The organism is Acinetobacter sp. YH12052 (genome assembly GCF_013419835.1).
Taxonomy (GTDB): domain Bacteria; phylum Pseudomonadota; class Gammaproteobacteria; order Pseudomonadales; family Moraxellaceae; genus Acinetobacter; species Acinetobacter amyesii.
Window position 1 is genome coordinate 53,291 of record NZ_VOZI01000005.1, and the last position, 23,272, is coordinate 76,562.

Below are 23,272 nucleotides of genomic sequence, written 5' to 3' on the forward strand. Positions count from 1 at the left end.
AATCAAAGCTTGTATATTAGATATAGCAATGTGCATGAAGTGTAGCGCCCTATTTTAACAATTTCATATTTAACTGAGCTTCGAATCAGAAAATGTTGCATTTCTACACCATGATTATCTTTAGAACGCTCATAGACTGAACACATTATCCAAAACCATTTTTAGTAACTTTTTAGATTTGATACTTAGCACAACTACATATTTATAGCGCAGATAAATAAAGCATAACCATTCTATTTTCAGGAGGTTTTATGTTTTTAATAAATGACTTTGATTTAACTCAACCGCAAAAAGTCATCGTGTTAGACCATACACTGGATGAAACAACCCTATTAACAGAAATACTGGCCTTGTGTAAGACCGCAGACCCAGAGCTGATCGTGGCGGCAAGCAAAGAAGCTGATTTAGTCTTACGTTTATTACCTGAAATACATGATTATTGCGGTGCCATTGCCTTAAAACAGCCGCTATGTAATGACATCAATTTTGATTTACTTACTGCTCATTATGCAACACGCAGCCAAGCAGAACGAAGTACGATCCAAATTCAGTTAGCAAAAAATCATCCGGACTATACAAAGCTCGATGGCATATTTTATATGTTGGATGAACATGAAGATTTTGATCAAGCTGTAGAATTGCTGAAGAATAGTTACTTTTTTTATGCCGATGTCGACAATTTAGATTAAAAATAAATATTACAAAACCTAGACTTAGCTTAAATCTGTCGTGATTGATTTTGTAGTTATAAATATAGCTATAAAAAAGCACCCGAAGGTGCTTTTTTTATAATTTAAAATTATGGCTTAACCACTACCATAATTTGAATCGCTTCTGGTGTAACCGCCAGACCATCAAGCAGCGTTAAACCTTCTTTTTGCAGTTTTTGTAAACGTGCAATTTCGTCTTCACGAATACTTGGGTTGAACTGCTTCAAATAAGTCAAACGGTCAATTTCATACTGCCATTTGCTACCGTAGATTTCTTTGGCTTGTTGTTTAAAGCCCGGTAAGGCACCACGTGCAATTTCCAGCGCTTGCGTATAACGCTGTTCAATGACATCACGACGTGCCTTAACCACTTGGCGGCAACTGTTACCATCAAGATGATGTAAATAAGGACGTAAAATTTCAGGTGCAATTTTTTGCGATAAATCCTGACCTTTTTCGCTCAGTAATACACGAACCAACTGTTGTGGCAAACTTGACGGCAAATTCAATGCTTTTGGTGCAACCACATCGACTTTAAACCACACTTCCATTAACACAGAACCTTGTGGTAAAGCTGCCGATTTCAACACAGCAACGTTGGTACTACCAAAGCTTTGTGTATTAATCATTTCCATCACACTTTCAGTGAATGGATGCTCAAGTGTTAAATACTGAGCATCTTCACGGATCTGTGCTTGGTCACGATAGAACGTCGCCGTCATGCCTTCTTCATCCAAAGTCAGACCCTGAACTTGCATTTGATCCGTTGGCTTGATGATCACGGTACCATTACTTTGCTCATCAAAATCAATGTTTGTAGACGCCATGAAGCGCTTCATAAACATTGGCAAGGTTGTATTGTCATCGTAGTCTTCAAGTGCAGTCACAATTTCTTGTGCCACGATTGGACGGCAAGAGTTGTACTCAAGTAAACGGTCACGACCTTCTTGAAGTTCAGCTTCAAGTGCTTCACGTTGTACACTAACCGCTTCGAGCAAATCTTCAAACTCTTGGCCTTTATCTGCCAACAAACAATCTTTCAGATTGACGATGAAGTTTTCTTGTAAGGTTTGCGCAGTCGGCGAGATATTACAGAAAATATTTAATGCTTCGTTATACCAACGGAACATACGCTCTTGAGCAGTACCAACCAGATAAGGCACATGAATTTGAATACGATTTTCTTGACCAATACGGTCTAAACGGCCAATACGTTGTTCAAGTACGTCTGGGTTGGCAGGTAAGTCAAATAACACAAGGTCCGATGCAAACTGGAAGTTACGACCTTCAGAACCAATTTCTGAACAGAGTAAAATTTGCGCGCCGTATGACTCTTCAGCAAAGTAAGCTGCTGCTTGGTCACGCTCTAATAAGCTCATGCCTTCATGGAACATCGCTGTGCGAATACCCGCATGCAAACGAAGTACATTTTCTAAAGACTCAACCACTGGACCACTACGTGCAATCAATAACACTTTTTTGTGTTTCAGGTCTGTACGCAGACGCTCCATCAACCACATCACACGTGGGTCTGTTTCCATCCACGAGCCATCAAGCTGCGCTTCTTCAGGCCACATTTGTTCACGTAGCTTGCCATCTTTAGACCAGTTTTCAGGTGCAGGTAATGGCGCAGGCTGACAGTCACGACCTGGGAAACCTTGAATCGCTTCACGGGTATTACGGAATAAAATACGACCGGTACCATGACGATCTAATAACTCATGAATAGCACGGAAGCGTTGTTCTGGCTCGTCAGTAATACGATGACCTAATAGTTTTTCAATCGCTGCCAAATGCTCTTCTTCGAGTGGCAGATCAGACATCAGCACTTCAGCAATTTTAGCTGTTTGGTGATACTGCTCTTCTTCATCCAAGAAACGATCAAGCGAACTAAAACGTTGTGGATCGAGCAGACGTAAACGTGCAAAGTGACTTTCTACACCTAATTGTTCAGGCGTTGCGGTTAATAACAGAACACCCGGTGTTTTTTCAGCAAGTTCTTCAACAAGGTCATAACGGTCATTGCCGCCTTCTTCTTCTGACCACATTAAATGATGGGCTTCATCGACCACGAGCAAATCAAAACCAGCTTCAAGCGCTTGTTCACGCAAGTCATCATGGTCGATCATCAAATCGACACTCGCAATGATGCATTGTTCAGTTAAGAATGGGTTGAGGTCTGGATCGTGTTCTTTAATCGATGCTGTACGTGTTAGATCAAATAATGAGAACTCAAGATTGAAACGACGACGCATTTCAATCATCCATTGATATTGCAATGAATCTGGGACTAATACCAAGATACGTTCAGAACGACCGGTTTTAAGCTGTTGATGAATGATCAGACCCGCTTCGATGGTTTTACCCAGACCTACTTCGTCAGCAAGTAATACACGTGGAGCAAAACGTTTACCCACCTCATGTGCAATATACAGTTGGTGAGGAATGAGACCCACACGTGAACCCACTAAGCCACGTAAAGGGCTAGACTTCATATTGGCTTGAAGAAGCAGTGCTTCGATACGCAGGTCATACCATTCTTTATAGTCCACTTGGCTTGCAAGTAAACGGTCTAATGGTTTTGCTAACTGAATACTTGCACCAATCCGTGTTTCATTCAGTGCTTTACGCTCTTCTGTACCATCGGCAAGTTTGCGTACCGCATTATAACGCACCACACCACCACGGTCTTCAAGCGATTCAACAATCCAAATTTGACCTTCTTGGTCTTGGACTTCGTCATTTACATTGAAAACAATACGAGATAAAGGTGCATTGTGACGGGCATAGACACGAGTTTCATCACTTTTCGGGAATAAAATGCTGACCGATCGCTCATCAACATCAATAAGAACACCTAAACCCAGTTCCGTTTCTGTATCTGATAACCAACGTTGACCAATAGCAAACTGCTGCAATTTTTCCACCTTTTTCTCAAGTTCGGTCTGAAAATATTATGCTCAAACTGTGAACGTTATTTGAGCAAAAATCTAGACCATAAAGCAATATATTTTGACATAAAGCCCACTAAATAGTGAGCAGAATTCTTAGGGATTTAAATGATTTTCCTAAAATGGTACAGGACAGTGAAATTCCACTGTTTGCTCTGTTTCAGGATGGTTAAAACTCAAACGCTCAGCATGTAAACATAAGCGCGGCATCAGCTGCTGTTGTTCAGGTGTTGCATACAAAGTATCACCAACAATAGGATGACCTAAATATTGCATATGAACACGAAGCTGATGTGATCGACCGGTAATAGGCGTTAAAACTACACGTGTTACGGCTTGACCCTGAATCTTAAAATGTTCAGTGGCTTTCCAATGCGTAAGTGCAGGCTTATTATGTGCAGAATCGGCAATATGCAGTGGCGGATGTTCTGGGTCATACACGACGGGTACATCAATAGTACCTTCACCTTCGAGCGTACCCGCAACCAATGCCTGATATGTTTTTGAAGTTTGACGTTCTTGAAACTGGCGTGAAATTCGATTTTGCCCTTGACGGGTTAATGCAAAAACCAAAATACCTGAGGTATCACGATCCAAACGATGGATGAGCAAGGTATTCGGTTCAATTTTTAATAATCGATTGATAACACAGTCTTGTAAATCTGCTGTTTTTCCCGGAACTGTGAGTAAACCTGCTGGTTTATGGATCACCATAAAGTCAGTGTCACGATGTATCAGGTGTTCGGTTAGAAAATTACTCAAAGTTCAATCCAGTTCTGATCTCGAAAAACAAGGCGGCAATAATAAAAAGCTTAGCCAACAATTACAATGCACAAAGCTATATTTCCCGACGTATTTTCCGATTTAGAACAAAAATAATTCCAATTGGCTTTGTTTAATCTGTATTGAGCAATTTTTCTAGCAATGCTTTTAAACTTGCACCATCTAAAAAGTCTTCATAACGGATGTTTGCACCATTGGCACGCCACAACCCAATTAAGCTGACCATGGCAATGGAATCGAGCCCATAACTGCGTAAATCGATTAAGGGATCTATTTCCAATGCGTCCATATCTAACTGTTCTGCGATAGCCAATAATATGCCTTTGGCCGACAAGACGAATTCCGTTGGCGCTGACAGATTCCAAAGCCGCATCAAATTATAACTACTCATATGATGGATACCTTGGCCTGATATGGAGTCCACCCACAGAATATGCTGTTCCTGATTATTCAGCACAATTGCGTCATCAACAATACAGATTTGCTCTGTCACGCTGTATAGATGCGGCAAGATCTGTTTCAGCATAGGCGTGATTTGCCCTGCAAAGATGAGCTGCGGGTGTGTTGTTGCATATTCACCGAGCTGCTGCATGCCTTGAAGTAAATCATCACCATATAAATCGACAATTGGAATCTCTAAGGCTTTGGCTTTATTGGTCAGTTGGATCAAATTTTCCATCAGCTGCGTATCTTGTATGCCCTGCTGCATGCGTAAATTTTGTAAACCAACCAGCACCAATACCGACTGTGTTGATGACAGCTGCCATTTCGCTTGAGAAGGTGCAAATTGGATTTTTTTAGGCATTGGGTAAAGCATACGGGCTCGGTAAAAACTCATGTTGGAACAACAGTTATGTTACCGCAGAACCGAGTCTCAAAGTGGCTTTCATCTTATGATGATGTACTTGGAGGTGATTTCACTTGTTGGACAACTAAAACTGAAATTTGAAGTGAGCTGCAAATTAACTTTTGTGGTTGAAGCGCCCCATTTTCTTCAACACACCTTCTGAAAAATCACTTTTTCATGCCTGCTCGCCGATTTTTGCATGTAGTTTTTTTTAGATCAATTTGCAGTTCTATAAGAGCTTTTAATTGATCGAAAGCTTGCAATGAGGCTGCGATCAATTGATTTTCCCAGTCGATAATTTGGTTTTGATAAAATCAAATTCAGCACTTAATTCAACAAGTGTTTTTCCGCTTTAATCGCAGCAAATGCTCACTTAGCTTTAAAATCATTTGAATGATTTCTTCTTGGTCCATGTGCCATAAAATACTGATATATTGATGTTTACAACATCATTTAGGGAGACAAATATACTTATGTCAATTGTCCAAATTTCCTGATCCTTCTCTCAACAAATTTAATACTTTTTTGAAGCCAATTGTTTGAGCTACTGTTTGTGGAAACACACCTCTTTTATTTTTTAATAGCTCTACACCCGCTTTAAGCACTTCAAATATGTATGATTGTAGGATCTTTCTTAAAGGGTTGTGTTACACAAAACCGCTTTATAGACCTATTTTTGTCTAGTCTAAAAATTATTAGATCAGCCATAAACAAGAATTTTTATTAAAACCTTAAATTATCACTTATAATTCAACACCTTAGAAACGCCAATTATAAAACAAGTCAATTGCACGTTCTAAAGACTGACTCGCTTCCAAATACAAACGTTGATTCATTTGATAACGTAAGGTCAGTTTATTCACTGGTGTAAATACCCCTACACCATAACGAATGAATAAATCAGGTGTAATATAACCCGTCAGTGAAACCTGAGTATCATCTCCTGTTCCTTGAGCATCGAGTGCCAAACCACTCAGACCAAATGTACGACCAATTTGATTGGTCAATGCACGTGTACCACCCAAGCCCATACTAATACCGGCTGCTGCAATCGTATTGTTCACATCAGAACGGAAACCTTCCGCCTGACTTAAACCTGAACTTCCTTCATTAATACGACCTGTAATTAAGGCATTTAAGGCTTCTTGTTCAGACAGACCTGCATCGTTATACACCTGAATTGCAGGACTTGATGCCGTACCCGTCACACGAACCCCAACTGTACTACCTTGCACGGCTTTATTTGCATCGATATCTAACGTTGGATTTGCCAATGGTCCATTAAAACGGGCAATCGCACGGTTCAAGTCCAGACTTTGACCATAGGCTTCAATTTTCACACGTTGTGAAACACCGATTGCACCATTGGCACGCATTGCTGTTTCTAAACCACGTTGTGTCAAATTCAAACGACCAATCAACGGAATTCGACTATCAAAACCTTGGAAAATCACTTGATTACCAATGTTCACCTGTACATCTGCGCGAATATCCCAAGGACGTGCCGATTTTAAGATTTCAAGTTGGTTATCACCTTCATGTACCACACGTACATCTGAAGATACCCCAACCACTGTTGCAGACGATTCTGGCATCGAAATCAATGCACGCGGCACATCAATTTTACCTTTTAATGTTAATTTCTTACTGAAAGGCAGCACATCTAAAGATAAATCAGGCGTTACAACAGCGGTGATCAATGGCGCTTGACGGACCAACATTTCATTACCCGTTAAATTCAACTGGATACGTGGATCATTTTTCCAGTCAATATTTCCGGTTAATTTGCCCACACCACGCCCACTGTTAAATGCACCATCAATCGTCGCATGGTTTTGACGTACAGCAGAATACAACTGAATATTGGTCAAGTTCACAGGCAATGAAATCATGCTAATCGAGCCATTTTTCACTCGAATCTCACCATCCATTAAAGGCTGTGACAATGTTCCGCTAATTTTTGCCGCATAAGACAACGTACCGCCCATTGAACGGACATCTTGTATAAATGGTTTTAAGATTTTCAATTGAACTTGGTTAAAGGCCACTTCACCACGGATCGGTTTATTGGCTTTATACGGATCAATAATAATATTGGCATAACCTGTACCAATATCTGGGGCTTTGGTATCGAGTCGAATTTGTAGCCCTTCAGCGACACTTTTCGCAATCAAACCTACTTCGTCATATTTTAAAGTGGATGCTAAATACTGTGGATCTTCAGCCGCTAAACCGAGTAAACCGTCACGAGTCACTAAACGTGCATCAATTTTAGGTTTTGCACCTTTCGCCCAAGACGCTTTCGCATAACCATTCACTTTACCCGTAATCGCCAGGCCTTCAGGCATAAATGCTGCAAAATCATTTAAGTCTAGGTTCTTTGTCACAAAAGATACATTGCCGCGGTTTTTATTCACACGAATCGGCTGATCAAAACATAATTCACTTTGCTGACTCATCCAACAATGCGCACCGACAAATAAGTCAGACTGTGCCGTGTTGTAAATAATCGACGCATTTTGACGCTGTACAAGACGCGTACGCAAGGAGTCAAAATCGCCTTTTTGAATCTGACCGAGCCAATTATTTTGTGCATTAAAACCACCGGCTAACTGCACATAAAATTTTGATAATTTATTCTCAGCACTGACTTTTAACAAATGCGCATTACGTGTACCGGCCAGTGAAATTTGACCTTTCACAATCTCACGGTTGTTACTGCGTAAATTATCCATCGTTGCCGTTAATAAACTTGGTGAAGTCGCAGAAGTTGGCAACTCGCCTTGCACCCGTATTTTTTTCACACTGAATAAATTATTAAAAGCAAAATCATCTATTGCGATATTGGCAGATGCTTGCAGTCGTGGTTGTGCTTGAACATTTAAGTAGCCATAAGCACGTCCACGTAGGCCTGCATAAATTTCATATAATGCCGGTGCATTAATTTTCAATTGTAAATTTTGTGCATTACCTGTGGCTTGAATTTGGTTATTGGCATAAGCCAACAGTAAATTATTCGCTTCAAACTGTTTTGGCATAAAACCAGATTGATTTGAATTAATCACCATCGCCAAGTTACCTTGACCACGGACAGGTTTGTTATTGATCATACCTGCCAAATTCAGACGTTCAATTTGAATACGTTTTAGCGTATCTGACCACACACCACTGGTTTTTAAATTTCCAGATAATTCACCCCGTACATTTGAGGCAAAGTAATGCGGCTTAAAATGCACCAGTGATGCATTGATATCCCAACCAATGGCTTTTTGTAGTAAAACTTGTCCATTGGCAGAAATTTTACCTGCCACGCCATCATGACGTAGCTCGGCTATTTTAATTAATTCAGGTGTACCCGATACTTTGAAAATCAAACTGCCTTTACTTGCGGCAACTTGGCTTGCATTGAGGCCACCATTATAATTCACAGCAAAAGCTTTAAAGCCTCCACCTTGTTTCTCATCATGGAAAGTCAGCGCAGCAGTAGATTTACCTGTTAAATGAACCGTTTCATTTTGCTGTGCTAGTCGGCCTAACAAATCAATATTATTCAGCTGAATAATCTGTTGATTTGGTTTTGCATAACCATTGGCTTTTAATGACCCTGTAATTTGATCGACAGGCGCAGCAGCTACGATGGTTTGCGGATTGAACTGCTGTGCTTGTACATTGGCTTGCCATTTCAGCATACGTTTTTGATCAGGCAATTCTACAACTGCATTACCTTTGAGCTGACCTTTGTCGGCCACATAACTAAAGGCAGGGACATTGAGATTGTTATTTTTCAGATTCAGTTTGGCTTGATATTGTCCAGCAGGCAGAGCACCTTTTTCATGTCTTGACACGGTGGTCGCCACGTTGATGTTCTGCTGACCTTCTGTAAGCGCCAATTGCACATTGCCCGAATCACTACTCAACCATCCAACATATGGCACTGCACGGTCTATATTTTTCCAAGACACATCCATCAGCATCGGCTGAGCTTTATTATTTTTGGCAGGCGCTTGATCGAGTTTTAAATTCCAAGTTTCATATTGGTCAAAATCCACCAACGCCGTCAAGTGCATACCTTTTTCAAGGGTCCCTTTGGACGCAATCTTACTGTTTAAATTTACAGGTAGAAAATCTTGAACCACTTGCGGGATCAGCTTATGTTTTGGATTAATTTTATCCAAACGACCACTTACATCCCAAGTGACCTGATCTTTCCAACTCACCACGCCACCCAAATTGACAGCACCGCCCATCACTTGACCATTTAGGTTAGAAATATCAAGTTGGTTGACCAAGTCCGTACTCATGAGCGCAGTATATTTACCCTCAGGAATATTGGCCCCGCTCAGGTCCGTGTCTAAATCTAAATTGAGACGCTGAATATCCCCTTTGAATTTTGCCAGCCCATTTTTAGCAAAGAGCTTTTGCTCAGTCAGTAAAGGTAAATGATAGTTTTTAAATTTAAGCGCACCAAACATCGGGACATGTGGACGCATTGGATGGACCACTGCCCATCCTGTTAAAAGATCAGGCGTATGAGTTGCCACACCGGCTTGAATCGTATCAAGAGATCCTTTAGCCACCACTTGAATATCATGAATTTTCAGGCTTTCACGTAATGAAGGTAAATTAACAATCCCCACAGCATTTAGCGGATACTTGCCTTCAAATTTCATATTCCCCGAGGCTTGGCGCACGGACAAATACCCCATATCCATACGGGTATCTTCAAATTTTAATTCCGTCCCTGACCAAAGCGCTTCATTTAATTCAATGTCATAGAAATCCACACCAGAACTATGGGTTTTAATCAGCATATGATCTAGATCTGCATGATCGACACGAAGTACGAAAGGCAGACGGATTTCACTAAATGCAAAAGGTTTATCGCTTGGCGGTGTCTTGGTAATAATTTGCAGATTTTTAACATCTGCCTTATTTAAATGAATTTCTTTATTAATAATGGCGCGCCAGCCGAGTGTAATATCGGCACGGTCAATCTTTACATCGACAGGTTTTAGCGTAACGAGGACATTTCGTAGAATAATGCCCCGCCACAGGTTACCACCTTCATATTCATAGTGAATGATTTGCTGACGTTCCAGAACACGGTCAAGTAAAAACTTACTGCCTTTGTCTGTAGAGAACATAACTGCTAATGCAGCCACCAAAAAGATAAGCACGAACACGAAGGTCAAAATGACACTTCGAAGAATACGACGCTTCTTCGGCAGTTGTTCTACCGGCGTTTCGTTTTCTGGTTCTTGCTGCTCTTGTTCAGTCATAAAAAACACATCACCTAAAAATTATAATTGTGAACCAATAAAGAAATGTAAACGAATTGGTTTGCTGTCGTCAGAAAGTCCCGTAGCCACATCTAAACGAATTGGACCAATTGGCGATGCCCAACGTATCCCCACACCTGCGCTATATGCAGTCGGTGTATTAAAGTCTTTATCGTAAGCATTACCGAAGTCACTAAAGACCGCAGCACGCCAACCTTCTTTAAATTGGTAGTTATATTCTAATGAGCCAGTTGCCAAAACTTGACCACCAATTTTATAGCCATCTTCTTCAGCCGCTAAACTCTTATAGTCAAAGCCGCGAATGGTTTGGTCACCACCGGTAAAATAGCGTAAGTTATAAGGAACTTTATCAAAGTTCTCTGTCAGAATATAACCTACATCACTGCGCCCCACGAACTGGTGATTATCATTTTCACCCAATGAATAAATAAAGCGCCAGCCCGCATTCAAGATCGCCATATCAACATCCGAAAGTAAGCTTTCACTTCCGACTTCAACTTTATAGGTTTGCTTTATCCCTTTACTTGGATTCACACGTTTATCAGAGTCGGTTCGAGAAATTTCATAGCCAAACATCAAGGACTGTTGTTCATTGTTGGTATTCACCAAGAATGCATCTGGAATGTCATCACTAGGATTAAGTCCGTCATCAGTAATACGGTCCAAACGATAACGTAAACCAAATGTATGCTGCCAACTACCACGGGGGTTTTTAATAATCCGGTCCACACCCGCTACAGCAGACTCAATGGAAAGATTAACACCTTGACCGACATCATCACGTTCTTCACGTTCATAACCACCAACCAAACTGACATAGTCATTTAATGGATGGTTATATGGGATGTTATAGCGACCATCAATCGATTGACGGATTTTGGATACTTCCATGTTGGCGTCAAAAGAATGACCACGTTTGTTTACAATGGCACGGCGATACTGGCCACGAACACGTGTGCCTGTATCAGTACCAAAACCTGCACCAATTTCTGCACTATTCAGCTTGTCTGCATTCAGTGTCACGATCACAGGGACTTTTTTATCTTCGCGTGCTTGCGCTTTTAAGCGATCTTGTTCTGCTTGTTTGGCATCTTGCGTATCTTGCAAACTGCGTAATTTAGAGGATTGCTCTGCATCATTCACCCCCGCAAATTGGTCTTCATCAACCACTTTTTGCGTGACTTCTTTATTCGACATCACTTCAGTTTTATCTTTCACCACTTGTGAACTTTCAGACAACTGATTTTGATCGACCAAGGTTTGAATATCCGGGGGCAGTTCAAGCGGCTTTTCAATCGGGTCTGGTCGAATCGCATCAACCAAGGTGTAGTTAAAATAGCGCGAGTTCGTCAGGTTATTGGCCAAACCATTCACACGCCAGAAAGTATAGTCAGCACCGTCTTTCCACGTCACCAAGCTTTCTAAAATATCGCGATCCAATGGAAACTCTGCATTCGGATCACTCATTCTAAATTCGACTTCGCCCAGCTTATAACGCTCGCCCGTTTCAAAGCGCAAATTGATATCGGCTGTATTTTGTGGTTGAGCCACTCTTACATCGTGCAAACGCCAGTACGAGTCGAAATAACCGTTATTAGTTGCTGCATCATTAATTCGGCCTTTCGTCGTTTCGTATTTACCATGATTAAGAATGTCACCTTCTTCCTGATCTGGTAATACACCAATCACCTGAAACTGAGCTTGGTTCGCCCCAGCCCCAGAAAATTCAACATTCTGTTTTTCAATTTGCACAGGCGTATTTGGTGTAACCAATACACGAACTTTGCTGTCAGACACTTTTTCAAATTTGAATTCAGATTGATAGAAACCCACGGCTTGCGCGGCTTGATTGGACAAGCTACGTAATTGAGGCAAAGCTGATGGAAAATCACTAAAGGATTCTTGAGTAAAACTTGAAAGCTTGCCTTTAATATTGGCTTTGAGATCTTCCAGTGCCGCACCGTAGGCTTTACTCGACGTTTGACTGGTATTATGTGCTGATGTAATTTCAACATCCGCACTAATTCGTGGCACTTTTGCCGTGTTCATCTGACGTGGCGGACGTACTTTATATAATAAGCGCTTGAAAATACCCGGCTCTGCATCATCCTCAACTGTTGGGTTATGCAGCTCTTGCAGAGTATTGGCATTTTCATTTCGTGTCGCGGTAATTTCATTATCCGAACGAATTTCACCCATGAGCTGATCAATATTGACTGGCGCTTGGTTAATTTCCGTTAACTCTTTTTGGGTAATATCTGCAACAGCAACTTCTGTTTGCTGTGTTGCACGGTACTCCTGCGCTTGACGTTTGGCTTCTTCAGCAACTTGGAAGATTTCATTCGCCATGTTTTGATCAACAGGTGTCACGGGTAAGTTTTCTAAATCTTCAAACTCAATGGGTTTAAATTCTTGTAGTTGAGTTCCTGCTTGCTGCTGTTCTTGCAGCATTTTCATGCTATCAACAGATTCTTCTGGTTCATTTATATTTTCAATTTTTTCAATTGCTTCAGGCGTCGATAGCCCTTGCTTTACAGCCTCATCCTTGATTTCAGCAACAATCTCTGCTTTTGTATCGGTAGATGTTGGAACCGTTTCTGCGGGAGTTTGGGCGAAACTATGCTGAGCACACAAGGTCAAAAAGATGCTCATATATAGACTTTTATTGCTATGATGCTGTCGTATGCAGTGAGCCATACTGTGATGAAGCATTGTTTTTTTAAACTTGATTTTTGCAGGCATAGCAAACTCTAACAAATTTCATTATGTAATGGACTTAGTCAACCAGATGTAGAGCTAAAGATCTTATATCTATTGGTTTTTCGCCATCTCCAAACTCAAAAACATATTACATGATTTTTTTAGAGATTTTACCAATCACTCACATTTCTTAATAAAACTTAATGTAGCAAGACGCTTATGAATAACAACGAACATCTGCTAGGTACACGCCGTTTCCTGCCTATGTTTTTGACCCAATTTTTTGGGGCGCTCAATGACAATGTCTATAAACAGGCTTTATTGTTGGTCATTACCTATGGATTAATCCAACAACAGGCATTACCCATCAGCACGCTAAACAATCTGGCTGCATTATTGTTTATTTTACCCTACTTTATTTTTTCAGCGACAGCGGGACAGATCGCAGATAAGTTTGAACGTTCACAACTTGTCCGTGGCATCAAAATTTTAGAAATTATCATCATGATCATCGGCAGTATTGGCTTTCTGACCGGTCATTTATGGTTATTGTTGCTGGCTTTATTTTTGATGGGGACCCATTCGACATTTTTTGGTCCAATCAAATATGCAATTTTGCCTGAAATTTTAAAGCCCAATGAGCTGATGTCAGGCAATGCGCTCTTCCAATCGGCAACATCCATGGCAATTTTATTCGGGATGATTTTGGGCGGTGCAGTGATTGCTTCATCTCAAGGCAATTTAATGTGGATCAGCCTGACGGTAATGACCATCGCCATTTTAGGTTATATCACCAGTCGTTTTATTCTTAAGCAAAATGTCACAACACCTGATTTAAAAATCGATTGGAACTTTTTCCGTACCAGTTACCAAACGATGAAATATGCCAAAAGTTTGCCGCTGATTTTTACCATTTTATTGGGGAACTCGTGGTATTGGTTTTATGGTGCAACCTACCTCACCCAAATTCCACAAATGACCCAGCAAAACCTACATGCCTCTGAAAATGTCGTTAGCTTGCTATTGACCTTTTTCTCTGTCGGTGTGGGCGTGGGTTCATTACTTTGTCGTAAATTAGGCGGCACTCAAGTCAATATTAAGATGGTTCCCATCGGTGCTGTAGGTTTAACGGTATTTGCACTGTATTTAGCATTTAGTTTGACCCTCGTCCCGACTCAAACTGGCCCACTCATTACCCTTTCAGAAGTTTTTCATCAAGGTTGGGGCTATTACCATGTCATGATTGCCGTGACTTTATTGGGTATTAGTGGCGGTTTTTACATCGTTCCGCTCTATGCAATGATGCAAGCATACTCTCCACGCTCACATCGTGCACGAGTCGTTGCCGCAAACAACATTTTAAATGCGGTATTTATGGTATCTTCTGCTATATTTTCAATTATCATTCTAAGTGTTTTAAAGATTGATATTAAAATACTTTTTTGTATAACCGCAGTGCTCAGTGCTATCTTTTGTATTTGGCTGCTATTACACATCAAACCTTTGCTTCAAACTACGCAAGTCTCTCTGGAGGATTAATCCATGCGTCAATTTACAGGTGTCGACAAACTTATTCACTCATTTGATCAGGCCTTACGTAGTTTAGTTCCCGGAGCAACGGCTGCACATCGTGAAAACCCGTCTGTTGCTGAAAAAACGCAACTTGCAGTCAGCGAAGCACGCCATGTGGCAGGTCTAATGCGGGTCAACCATAGTGGTGAAGTGTGTGCTCAAGCGCTTTATCATGGCCAAGCCCTCACCGCGAAACTGCCGAACGTACGCCGTGAAATGGAACAAGCTGCGATTGAGGAACAAGACCATTTGGCTTGGTGTGAAGACCGCTTAAAAGAATTAGACAGCCATACCAGTCTGCTCAACCCTGTTTGGTACGGCCTTTCTTTTGGGATGGGTGCATTGGCAGGTATTGCCGGTGATAAATACAGCCTAGGTTTTGTCGCTGAAACTGAGCGTCAAGTGAGCCTGCATTTAGAAGATCACATCCGCCAACTTCCTGAACAAGACGAACGTTCACGTAAAATTTTAGTGCAAATGAATGAAGATGAGCTGCATCACCGTGATACAGCACTCAATGCAGGTGGTGTAGACCTTCCTGTTCCAGTTCGTATTGCCATGACTGGTATTTCAAAGCTGATGACCAAAACCAGTTATTACATTTAATGCTTTTCTAATGATTGTCGCTAAGTTTTATAAATAGTGAACAAAAAGCCTGCAATGATGCAGGCTTTTTCATAAGTAATGTTTTGACTCTAATACAATAATTCCTTCGCCATCAAAACAGTTTATAGGCCGCCATCGACTTGGTGTAAACCAATCAAAATTCAAACTATAAAGTTGCTCAGTGGACGGATAACCTGATCCACCTAATTCAAGCAGCCATCCTGCCGGACAAATTTCCTTTTGGTTATTAATCACAACAGAATGATCATGTGCCAATTCCAGCAATAAATGACGATCCAGCTCAAATGCAATAACATCAAATCCAGCTATTTGAATAGGCTGTGGAAAACGAGCCGAAGTCAGACCTTGACGAATATCAGTCATCTGTTCCAGAGTATAGTCGGTTTCAAATGATCGGTTAATCCACGTGCCTTCAGGCAGTACAACCTCTCCAAAGTTTAAGGGTTCCTGCAACTGTATATGAATTTTCTTTTGATGCTGCCACTCTGCATAGTCAGAACTAAGATCTGAAATCACGAACAATCCCAGCGTTACTGCAACAAATAAAGGGAAAAACAATACGCCAGATAAACCAATTTTAAGTACCGCATTTACTTTATATGGTCGATTTTTTTGCTTTTTATACCAATTATTCCAACTCAACCAAATCGCAATGACAATAAATAGCACCAAAATCGCAAAGCAAATAATAAGGAAACCTCCCGCACCCGCACCATAACCTAAGCCCATATTGCGCTCACTAAATATCCCTTTAAATCTTTTGATTATGTTTTGACGATTTTATCAGATCAGCCACGTTCACTTTATCAATGTTGATGATGCTTACGCCACCACTTCAACACCGTATAGAGCACACGGAAGAATACGATACATAAAATAACGGCAATAACGATGTAAATATCTTGATGATAAGACAACATTTTCGCCCAAAACAGATGTAAATAATGACTCATTTGAAAGCCAATCGTAGCGACCAACATCGCCCAAATAAAACAGGCGACCAGATTAATCAGCACATATTTCCAAACAGGATAAGCACGCACACCGACTGCAATAGGTAAAATAGTTCTAAAACCCCAAGCAAAGCGCATAAATAAAATGGTCAAAATAGGATAACGTTCAATAAACTGGCTCGCACGATCGAATTTTTGTGCAAATTCAGCATTAGTCTGGATGAGTTTTTGCCCATAGCGAGCGCCCATTTGATAATAAAACTGATCGCCAATAAAACTGCCTAACATCGCCACTGCAATCAACATTGGAAATGAAGTATGTGTTGATGGACGTCATAGGCGCCAATCATCAGCACTGTTTCTCCTTCAAACAATGTGCCAATAAAAATCGCAATATAGCCATAGTGCTGAATCAGATCCGTCCAGTTCATATCATTATTTGGAAGCTAAAAAGATAATGTAATCCTGAGACAGCCTATACGCTAGCGCATACCATGACAGGATTTGAATATTTTTGTTATTGTCTACTTGGGATATTTAGGGACATTTGAAATATCACTCATGTGCATTGAAAACATTTCGTTTCATTCGCTCAATCCACTAAAACTTTTTGGCAACTCACCATAGGAAATTGATGTGCTGGATGTTCAAACATTTCATTTTTCCAAATGTCGAACATTGGTATTTTAACATCGAGTGCTAAAGGCAGTTTTTTCGGATTAAATTGCATGTGCGCTAAGCTTTCGCCCCACGCGATCAGATCCAGATCCAAAGCGATATTATGAGACGGACGAACACGACCTGAGTCTGCTTCCATTTTTTTCAGTAAGGTGCTGATTTCATCTACAGATAAACTGCTTTTCACCAAACAAGCTGCATTCCAATAATCCGCCCCAATGCCATCACGACAAGGAATCACATAAATTTTGGAAAATTCAACATGACCCAAAGCCTGAATTTGACGTAAAGCCTGTTGAAAATGCGGTTTGGGATTGAAATTACTCGCCAGAGCTAGGGCGAAAATCGTTTCGGTGGCGTTCAAGACGAATTCCTACAGAATTGGCTTGCGCGATAATGGCAGGCTTCCGGATGCTAATCATAATAGATTCAATGCTGTCATAGGTAGCAAAAAGTGCATCAATCACCAGTTTTGCTGCATGTTCGATCAATTTAGGTTGAGCAGTTTGAATGACTTTGGCTGATATTTCGCAAATTTCAGCATAATTCAAGGTATCTTCAAGCTCATCTGACTGAGCCGCCTGCGCTAAACTGGTTTGAATATTGAGGTCGAGCATCAAAGGCTGAATAATTTGACGCTCCCAATTGAAACAGCCGATGACGGTCTCAACTTTCAAACCTTCAATGATAATTGCGTCCATTCTTACACTCAAATTAAAATCTTAAACATCGATAAAATCCTCCTGTTAAAGAAGGAGGATTTTATTTATATCTTGCGGCTAAATTATTGCTTCAACAATAAATTAGGGTCCATAGTCTGCACCATTTGAATACGCTGGTCTGCATAAATATCAGTATATGGCGCAAGGATGCGCATAAAGCGGTCGAAGTACAACATTTGTTTGAATAATAAAGCGAAGTCACGTGGGAAGCGAATACCATGACGCTCTCCGACTTGTACCATATCCATCATGATGTCATTCAAATCGGCAGGCTTTGAGGTTAATAACTCTTGCGGATCGGCCAAAAGCACACCGCTAAATAAGCGTTCTAAGTCGGCAGCTAAGACTTGTGTGTCAATTTTGACAGCCGTCATGCCCATTTTCAGCATATTTTCAGCCATCAAGTTGTAGTCAGTTTTTTGTAGGGCATCCATAAACGCAATACATGCTGTCCACACTTCAGGTTTCAACTGGCCCACGATACCAAAATCGATGAAGCCAACTCGACCATCTTCAAGCAGCATCAGGTTGCCTGCATGTAAGTCTGCATGGAAACTGTTACATAACATCAAGCTGCCAAACCATGTATTCATCGCTGTCACCAAAACTTGCGATGGATCTTTAGCGACTTTCTTGACCACATCAAAATCAGTCAATGGTACGCCGTATAAACGCTCCATGGTTAAGACACGACGTGTTGAATATTGGTGATAAACCTTTGGTGCTGTTGCGGCTTTATTTTGAGTTACGTTCAGATAATTCACAAAGTCGTCAAGATTTTGAGCTTCTTCAATAAAGTCCACCTCACGTACCATGCGAACTTTAATTTCTTCAACGATATCTGCAAGTGAGGCAAATTTAACTTTGGATACAGCTTTTTCAACCAGTTTAGTAGCCCAATGTAAAACGTTTAAATCTGTATAGAGAATCGTCTCGACACCCGGTTTTTGCACCTTTATAACGACATTTTCACCACTGACCAATTTAGCGGCATGCACCTGTGCAATCGATGCAGAAGCCAAAGGCTTTTCATCAATTGAAGCAAATATTTCATCTAAATTACGACCAGCAAATTCTGAACCCAATACCTGCTGCACATAACTAAACGGCAATGACGGTGTCTGATCTAAACAGCCTTGAAACTCTTCGACATATTCACGTGGAAATAAAGAAGGTGTACTGGCAATAAATTGACCTAATTTAATATAGGTTGAACCTAGCGATTCAAAAGTTTCACGCATTAATTTTGCGTTACTTGGTTTTTCAGTTGCATATTTAAAGCCGGCTTTCGCCGCAACGACTGCGGTCTCACCCATTCGGGCAACCGAGCGAATTCCATCTAACCAGATATTGTTTTTCATAATGTCTTAGAAAAAAATAATTAACGTGAGTGTAGCAAAAAAATAAGGGCTTGCTTCTTTATCTTGCCTGACAGATTGGACAATCGGGATCTTTTTCAAAAGCGAGAATTTTTTGCTTCATTGACCGACCATCCCACAACAAAAGCTTTTGTTTCAGTGCCGTCGTCCCTAAACCCAAATAGAGCAAGGCATGATGTGCTTGCAAACTTGCCATAACATTTGGTGTGGTTGCAAGCACACCCGAGTCTGCACAGCGCAAACTTTCACTGGTATGATGTTCTTTTGGAAATAAACATTCATAACAGGCAGCATCGGCTTCAACCATAAATAACTGCCCTTGAAAGCCAATTGCAGATGCACTAATCAGCGCCACATTATTTTCTACGCAGCTCACATTGACCAAATAACGCGTGCTGAAATTATCACAACCATCGAGAACCAAATCTTGCTGTGAAATCAATGCCTTTGCGTTGCTTTCATCTAATTTTGTGGTATAGCTTTGCACTCGGATATGCGGGTTAATTGCTTGTAAGCGTTTAGCCAAAATTTCTGATTTATAAAAACCTACATCGTTTTTGGTATACGCGATTTGTCGTTGCAAATTACTGATTTCAATTCGATCTGCATCGATTAAAGTAATTTGTCCGACGCCTGCACGTGCCAATAATTCGGCTGTGGTACACCCAATTCCACCACACCCTACGATGAGTACATTGGCAAGTTTTAGCTTCTCTTGTGCATCGATGTCCCATCCATCAAGCAATATTTGACGGCTGTATAAATGCATTTCATCATCACTTAATTCAAATTCAGATGTTGATTCATTCGATTTAAACGTAGACAAAGTATTTCCTTATTAAAATTCGTCAAGCATAAAAAATGGGCGAGTTTGTATCGCACGCAAAAGATTAAAACACCGATATCCATCAAATGTTGTTCGAGTACAAACCCGAAACAGTGTAAAAACACCCTGCTATTTGAGCAAGACAATATACAGCTTAAAGTTAAAATAAATGCTCTGTAGACATGGTATTTTTCTTAGTTAGCGTATCTTCAATTACACTATTTAAAATACAGTATCTCAGACACCTTAGTATGTAGAAACATCATAGAGGTATAGCGTATACATGTTTTAAAAATAATAAATTAAAAATATAGTTATATTTTTAACCGTATTTAGTTGCACTAGAGCTGCTTATATTAGGTTAATTTTAATGATTCTTTTCTACCTTAGCCTCAAAAAATAAAACTTAATTCAAGATATTTTAAGCGTTTATGTATGCAAAGAGATTTAATCCGTAGGTATATGTATGAATTCAGTGAGAATTAAATTGCTGACATAATATGTTCGATAAACTTATGAGCTAACACACATTATTCAAATACTTTGTGCTCAGTCATATTTACCCCTTTATCCCCAAAGTGATTACTTAAAAGTGGAGAATAAAAATGTCACAAGAATACATTGAACAAGATCAGCGACAAAAATTATGGAAACTCATTAAAGACGTGCGTTTCACCATGATTAGCCATGTCACTGACAAGCAAGAAATTCATTCTCAACCTATGACCATGCTTAATTCTGATAAGATGAATGAGCATGAAAATATCTATTTTCTTATGAAAGAAAACAATGACCTTGTAGAGGCAGTCAATGCAGGTCGTAATCATCTTGGATTAGCATTCGCTAAACCTTCAGACGATATTTATGTATCAGTTAGTGCTCATGGAGAAATCAGTACAGATGCGGCCCTAATCGATAAATTATGGAAACCTTGGGCTGAAAACTGGTTCGATGGCAAGACTGATCCTACTGTTCGTGTTTTGATAGCTAATGCTATTAGTGCAGAATTCTGGAATGTCAAAGACAATAAAGTCACCCATTTATTCAAAGTTTTGAAGGGCAATTTAACGGGTAAAACTCAAGAACTTGATACTGAACATAATACCCTGAACTTAAAATAAATGATTTTATTGATTTGAATTAATGCTTTAATTTTAGGTTAATTTGGATTGTCCCATAGTTAGTCAAGTGCATATATGATCTCGAATGAATGGTTTCACCAGCTCAAACATCAATTTAAAAAAGGCTGCATCAAGCAGCCTTTTTTGCGTATATAAATTGACTCAACTGACCTTTTGAATTAATTGCGCTTTGGCCACTTCTTGTTGCTTCAACAAATTACGTTGGATTTTTCCACTCGATGTTTTAGGCAACCCATCCACAAATTCAATTTCTTTTGGATAAGCATGCTTGGATAAACGAGATCGTACATAGGCTTGTAGTTTATCCATGAGTTCAGAACTTGCTTGATATTGTGGTTTCAATACCACAAAAGCTTTGACCAATTCAGTCCGCTCAGGATCAGGCTTACCAACAACTGCCGACTCTAAAACCTCTTCACATTCTAATAATGTGCTTTCCACATCGAAAGGCCCAACACGATAGCCTGACGTTGTAATGACATCGTCTGCACGACCTACAAAATCAATGCCGCCTTCTTCGTTTAAACGAACGGTATCACCGGTTAAATAGTAGTTCCCGACAAAGGCTTTACGGTTATTGCCACCATAGCCTGTGAACCACATGAGTGGAGATTGCGACCAATCTAATGCCAATGTTCCAATGCCACCACGTTCAATTTCTTGATAGTCTTTATTAAGCACCGCGAAACGATGACCCGGTATAGCAAAACCGGCTGAACCCACTTTTTTGTAGTGTTCTAAGGCATGATGATTTGCAATCACCATGCCGAGTTCCGTTTGTCCATATTGGTCATAAATATTGACGTTTAAGTCGTGATTAAACCATTGAATCACTTCGGGCGTTAGTGGCTCTCCTGCACTACTCACAACCCGTAAATGTGATTTTAGGGATTCATCAAATTTTTCTTTAAAACCAAAGAACATACGAAATGCCGTTGGTGAACCGGTCAAATTACTGACTTTATATTTTTTGATGACTTGAAGTGCATGATCAACACTAAAAGTACGTTCATCCATAATAATGCTGTGTCCTAAACTTAATGGCCCTGCAATTCCATAGTACAAACCATAAGCCCAACCCGGATCTGCCAAATTCCAAAATGAATCTTCATCACGCAAATCAACCGCATGTGTCATATACCCTTTAAATGCCAATAACGCTTTGTGTGGCACAGGTACAGACTTGGCCAAACCGGTCGTTCCCGATGTAAACATCATTAAAAATTCATCGTCAAATGAACGTGGTACTGAGTTATATGTGGTGTCATGAAGTTGCAGCTCTGACCAAAAGTCAGGATCTGTCTGAATTGCTTGATCGGCATGCACGGTTAAAATATGTGGTAAATCAATATGATTGAGTTTTGATCGTTGCTCAGTGTTGGTTACAATCAGCTTTGTTCCCGCAGTTTGCACCCGATGCTCAATCGCTTTGGACTCAAATGCCGTAAACAAAGGCTGATAAATTGCCCCTATACGCCATGTTGCCAATACGGTGATCAATAACTCTGCAGTACGGGGTAATAGACCTGCAATGCAATCACCTGCTTTTAGCCCAATGCGCTGATAATAATTTGCCAATTGTGCAGAAGCTAAATCTAATTGCTCAAAAGTCCATTGTTCAGATTCACCATTTTTACCTTCCCAGATCAGTGCAGTTCGATTTTGCCCAACATAGCGCCCACAACATTCATCATAAGCATTGATTGAACTTGGCGTACCGACCAATTGTTCTGCAACCATTTTTTCAAAATTAAAATCACGATATGCTTGTTCTAGTGTCTTCATGACGACAATTCCTATCCTGTTCTCTATGATTCAAAGTGCAAGACTTTGAGGTTTATTCATCTTGTTGTTGTACCACTGCGTACTAGTGACGATTCCTTTGCCACATCCGCTTTAACTGCTTTTCCATACACCGATTGCAATGTCGGTTTTTTAGTTTTGAAACTTATACTCTTCGACAATCTATTCGTAAACTACCTATTTTTAGACTGTCTATACCTAGATAACCATGTTTGGATGTGCCCTGCAATTTCCATAACCATCAACGCCATTGCAGGGTTTGAACATCGACCAAAGTCT

At 40.3% G+C, this 23,272-nt stretch carries 16 protein-coding genes and 1 pseudogene; 4 read left to right on the top strand and 13 right to left on the bottom strand.

Annotated features, from left to right (window positions below; translation table 11 throughout):
- Positions 1-251: 251 nt before the first annotated feature.
- On the top strand, positions 252-689 hold the full coding sequence (locus FTU06_RS04845) for a hypothetical protein (RefSeq protein ID WP_180145280.1): 438 nt from the start codon (positions 252-254) through the stop codon (positions 687-689).
- 110 nt (positions 690-799) lie between these two features.
- On the opposite strand, the gene rapA is transcribed toward FTU06_RS04845, so the two are convergent.
- The 6 genes and pseudogenes from rapA to FTU06_RS04870 form a co-directional block, all read right to left on the bottom strand.
- On the bottom strand, positions 800-3,637 hold the full coding sequence (gene rapA / locus FTU06_RS04850) for an RNA polymerase-associated protein RapA (RefSeq protein ID WP_180145282.1): 2,838 nt from the start codon (positions 3,635-3,637) through the stop codon (positions 800-802).
- Positions 3,638-3,778: 141 nt separating this feature from the next.
- The gene (locus tag FTU06_RS04855) at positions 3,779-4,423 is read right to left on the bottom strand and encodes an RluA family pseudouridine synthase (protein WP_180145285.1); all 645 of its coding nucleotides are present in this window, start codon (positions 4,421-4,423) and stop codon (positions 3,779-3,781) included.
- 133 nt (positions 4,424-4,556) lie between these two features.
- Positions 4,557-5,261, bottom strand: a complete 705-nt coding sequence (locus tag FTU06_RS04860; protein ID WP_180007925.1) for a phosphopantetheine-binding protein — start codon at positions 5,259-5,261, stop codon at positions 4,557-4,559.
- A 119-nt stretch (positions 5,262-5,380) separates the two neighbouring features.
- Positions 5,381-5,711 (bottom strand): annotated as a pseudogene (locus FTU06_RS16775) (IS3 family transposase); the annotation flags it as partial.
- Positions 5,712-6,049: 338 nt separating this feature from the next.
- Positions 6,050-10,570, bottom strand: coding sequence for a translocation/assembly module TamB domain-containing protein (locus FTU06_RS04865; protein WP_180145288.1), 4,521 nt, complete (start codon positions 10,568-10,570; stop codon positions 6,050-6,052).
- A 21-nt stretch (positions 10,571-10,591) separates the two neighbouring features.
- Entirely contained in the window at positions 10,592-13,333 is a 2,742-nt protein-coding gene (locus FTU06_RS04870; protein WP_180088185.1) for an autotransporter assembly complex family protein, read from the bottom strand.
- Positions 13,334-13,510: 177 nt separating this feature from the next.
- Between FTU06_RS04870 and FTU06_RS04875 the strand changes: the two genes are divergently transcribed.
- Together FTU06_RS04875 and coq7 are read left to right on the top strand one after the other, a co-directional pair.
- Positions 13,511-14,830 (top strand): MFS transporter, encoded by a 1,320-nt coding sequence (locus tag FTU06_RS04875; RefSeq protein WP_180027036.1) that lies wholly within the window; start codon positions 13,511-13,513, stop codon positions 14,828-14,830.
- A 3-nt stretch (positions 14,831-14,833) separates the two neighbouring features.
- Entirely contained in the window at positions 14,834-15,469 is a 636-nt protein-coding gene (coq7, locus tag FTU06_RS04880) for a 2-polyprenyl-3-methyl-6-methoxy-1,4-benzoquinone monooxygenase (protein WP_078188555.1), read from the top strand.
- 69 nt (positions 15,470-15,538) lie between these two features.
- Here coq7 and FTU06_RS04885 read toward each other — a convergent pair whose 3' ends face one another.
- From FTU06_RS04885 to FTU06_RS04910, 6 genes are all read right to left on the bottom strand, one after another.
- On the bottom strand, positions 15,539-16,219 hold the full coding sequence (locus FTU06_RS04885; protein ID WP_180145291.1) for a hypothetical protein: 681 nt from the start codon (positions 16,217-16,219) through the stop codon (positions 15,539-15,541).
- A gap of 77 nt (positions 16,220-16,296) precedes the next feature.
- Entirely contained in the window at positions 16,297-16,749 is a 453-nt protein-coding gene (locus FTU06_RS04890) for a DedA family protein (RefSeq protein ID WP_373684691.1), read from the bottom strand.
- 286 nt (positions 16,750-17,035) lie between these two features.
- Positions 17,036-17,485: a 2-amino-4-hydroxy-6-hydroxymethyldihydropteridine diphosphokinase gene (locus FTU06_RS04895; protein ID WP_078193947.1), complete on the bottom strand. Its 450-nt coding sequence runs from the start codon at positions 17,483-17,485 to the stop codon at positions 17,036-17,038.
- Positions 17,442-17,822, bottom strand: coding sequence for a dihydroneopterin aldolase (gene folB / locus FTU06_RS04900; protein WP_168377722.1), 381 nt, complete (start codon positions 17,820-17,822; stop codon positions 17,442-17,444). The genes FTU06_RS04895 and folB overlap by 44 nt, the downstream gene beginning before the upstream one ends.
- Positions 17,823-17,905: 83 nt before the next feature.
- Positions 17,906-19,204, bottom strand: a complete 1,299-nt coding sequence (locus FTU06_RS04905) for an AarF/ABC1/UbiB kinase family protein (protein ID WP_180145297.1) — start codon at positions 19,202-19,204, stop codon at positions 17,906-17,908.
- Between the two features lie 58 nt (positions 19,205-19,262).
- Positions 19,263-19,991 (bottom strand): HesA/MoeB/ThiF family protein, encoded by a 729-nt coding sequence (locus FTU06_RS04910; RefSeq protein WP_180145417.1) that lies wholly within the window; start codon positions 19,989-19,991, stop codon positions 19,263-19,265.
- Positions 19,992-20,653: 662 nt separating this feature from the next.
- Here FTU06_RS04910 and FTU06_RS04915 point away from each other — a divergent pair.
- Positions 20,654-21,169 (top strand): pyridoxamine 5'-phosphate oxidase family protein, encoded by a 516-nt coding sequence (locus tag FTU06_RS04915; protein ID WP_180145301.1) that lies wholly within the window; start codon positions 20,654-20,656, stop codon positions 21,167-21,169.
- A gap of 162 nt (positions 21,170-21,331) precedes the next feature.
- On the opposite strand, the gene FTU06_RS04920 is transcribed toward FTU06_RS04915, so the two are convergent.
- Positions 21,332-22,975 (bottom strand): AMP-binding protein, encoded by a 1,644-nt coding sequence (locus FTU06_RS04920; RefSeq protein WP_180145304.1) that lies wholly within the window; start codon positions 22,973-22,975, stop codon positions 21,332-21,334.
- Positions 22,976-23,272 lie beyond the last annotated feature (297 nt).

Excerpts from the sequence above, each read along its gene's own strand:
- FTU06_RS04845 (WP_180145280.1), top strand. The coding sequence starts at position 252 with ATGTTTTTAATAAATGACTTTGATTTAACTCAACCGCAAAAAGTCATC.
- FTU06_RS04860 (WP_180007925.1), bottom strand. The coding sequence starts at position 5,261 with ATGCTTTACCCAATGCCTAAAAAAATCCAATTTGCACCTTCTCAAGCG.
- FTU06_RS04865 (WP_180145288.1), bottom strand. The coding sequence starts at position 10,570 with ATGACTGAACAAGAGCAGCAAGAACCAGAAAACGAAACGCCGGTAGAA.
- FTU06_RS04870 (WP_180088185.1), bottom strand. The coding sequence starts at position 13,333 with ATGCCTGCAAAAATCAAGTTTAAAAAAACAATGCTTCATCACAGTATG.
- FTU06_RS04875 (WP_180027036.1), top strand. The coding sequence starts at position 13,511 with ATGAATAACAACGAACATCTGCTAGGTACACGCCGTTTCCTGCCTATG.
- coq7 (WP_078188555.1), top strand. The coding sequence starts at position 14,834 with ATGCGTCAATTTACAGGTGTCGACAAACTTATTCACTCATTTGATCAG.
- FTU06_RS04885 (WP_180145291.1), bottom strand. The coding sequence starts at position 16,219 with ATGGGCTTAGGTTATGGTGCGGGTGCGGGAGGTTTCCTTATTATTTGC.
- FTU06_RS04890 (WP_373684691.1), bottom strand. The coding sequence starts at position 16,749 with ATGTTGATTGCAGTGGCGATGTTAGGCAGTTTTATTGGCGATCAGTTT.
- folB (WP_168377722.1), bottom strand. The coding sequence starts at position 17,822 with ATGGACGCAATTATCATTGAAGGTTTGAAAGTTGAGACCGTCATCGGC.
- FTU06_RS04905 (WP_180145297.1), bottom strand. The coding sequence starts at position 19,204 with ATGAAAAACAATATCTGGTTAGATGGAATTCGCTCGGTTGCCCGAATG.
- FTU06_RS04910 (WP_180145417.1), bottom strand. The coding sequence starts at position 19,991 with ATGCATTTATACAGCCGTCAAATATTGCTTGATGGATGGGACATCGAT.
- FTU06_RS04915 (WP_180145301.1), top strand. The coding sequence starts at position 20,654 with ATGTCACAAGAATACATTGAACAAGATCAGCGACAAAAATTATGGAAA.
- FTU06_RS04920 (WP_180145304.1), bottom strand. The coding sequence starts at position 22,975 with ATGAAGACACTAGAACAAGCATATCGTGATTTTAATTTTGAAAAAATG.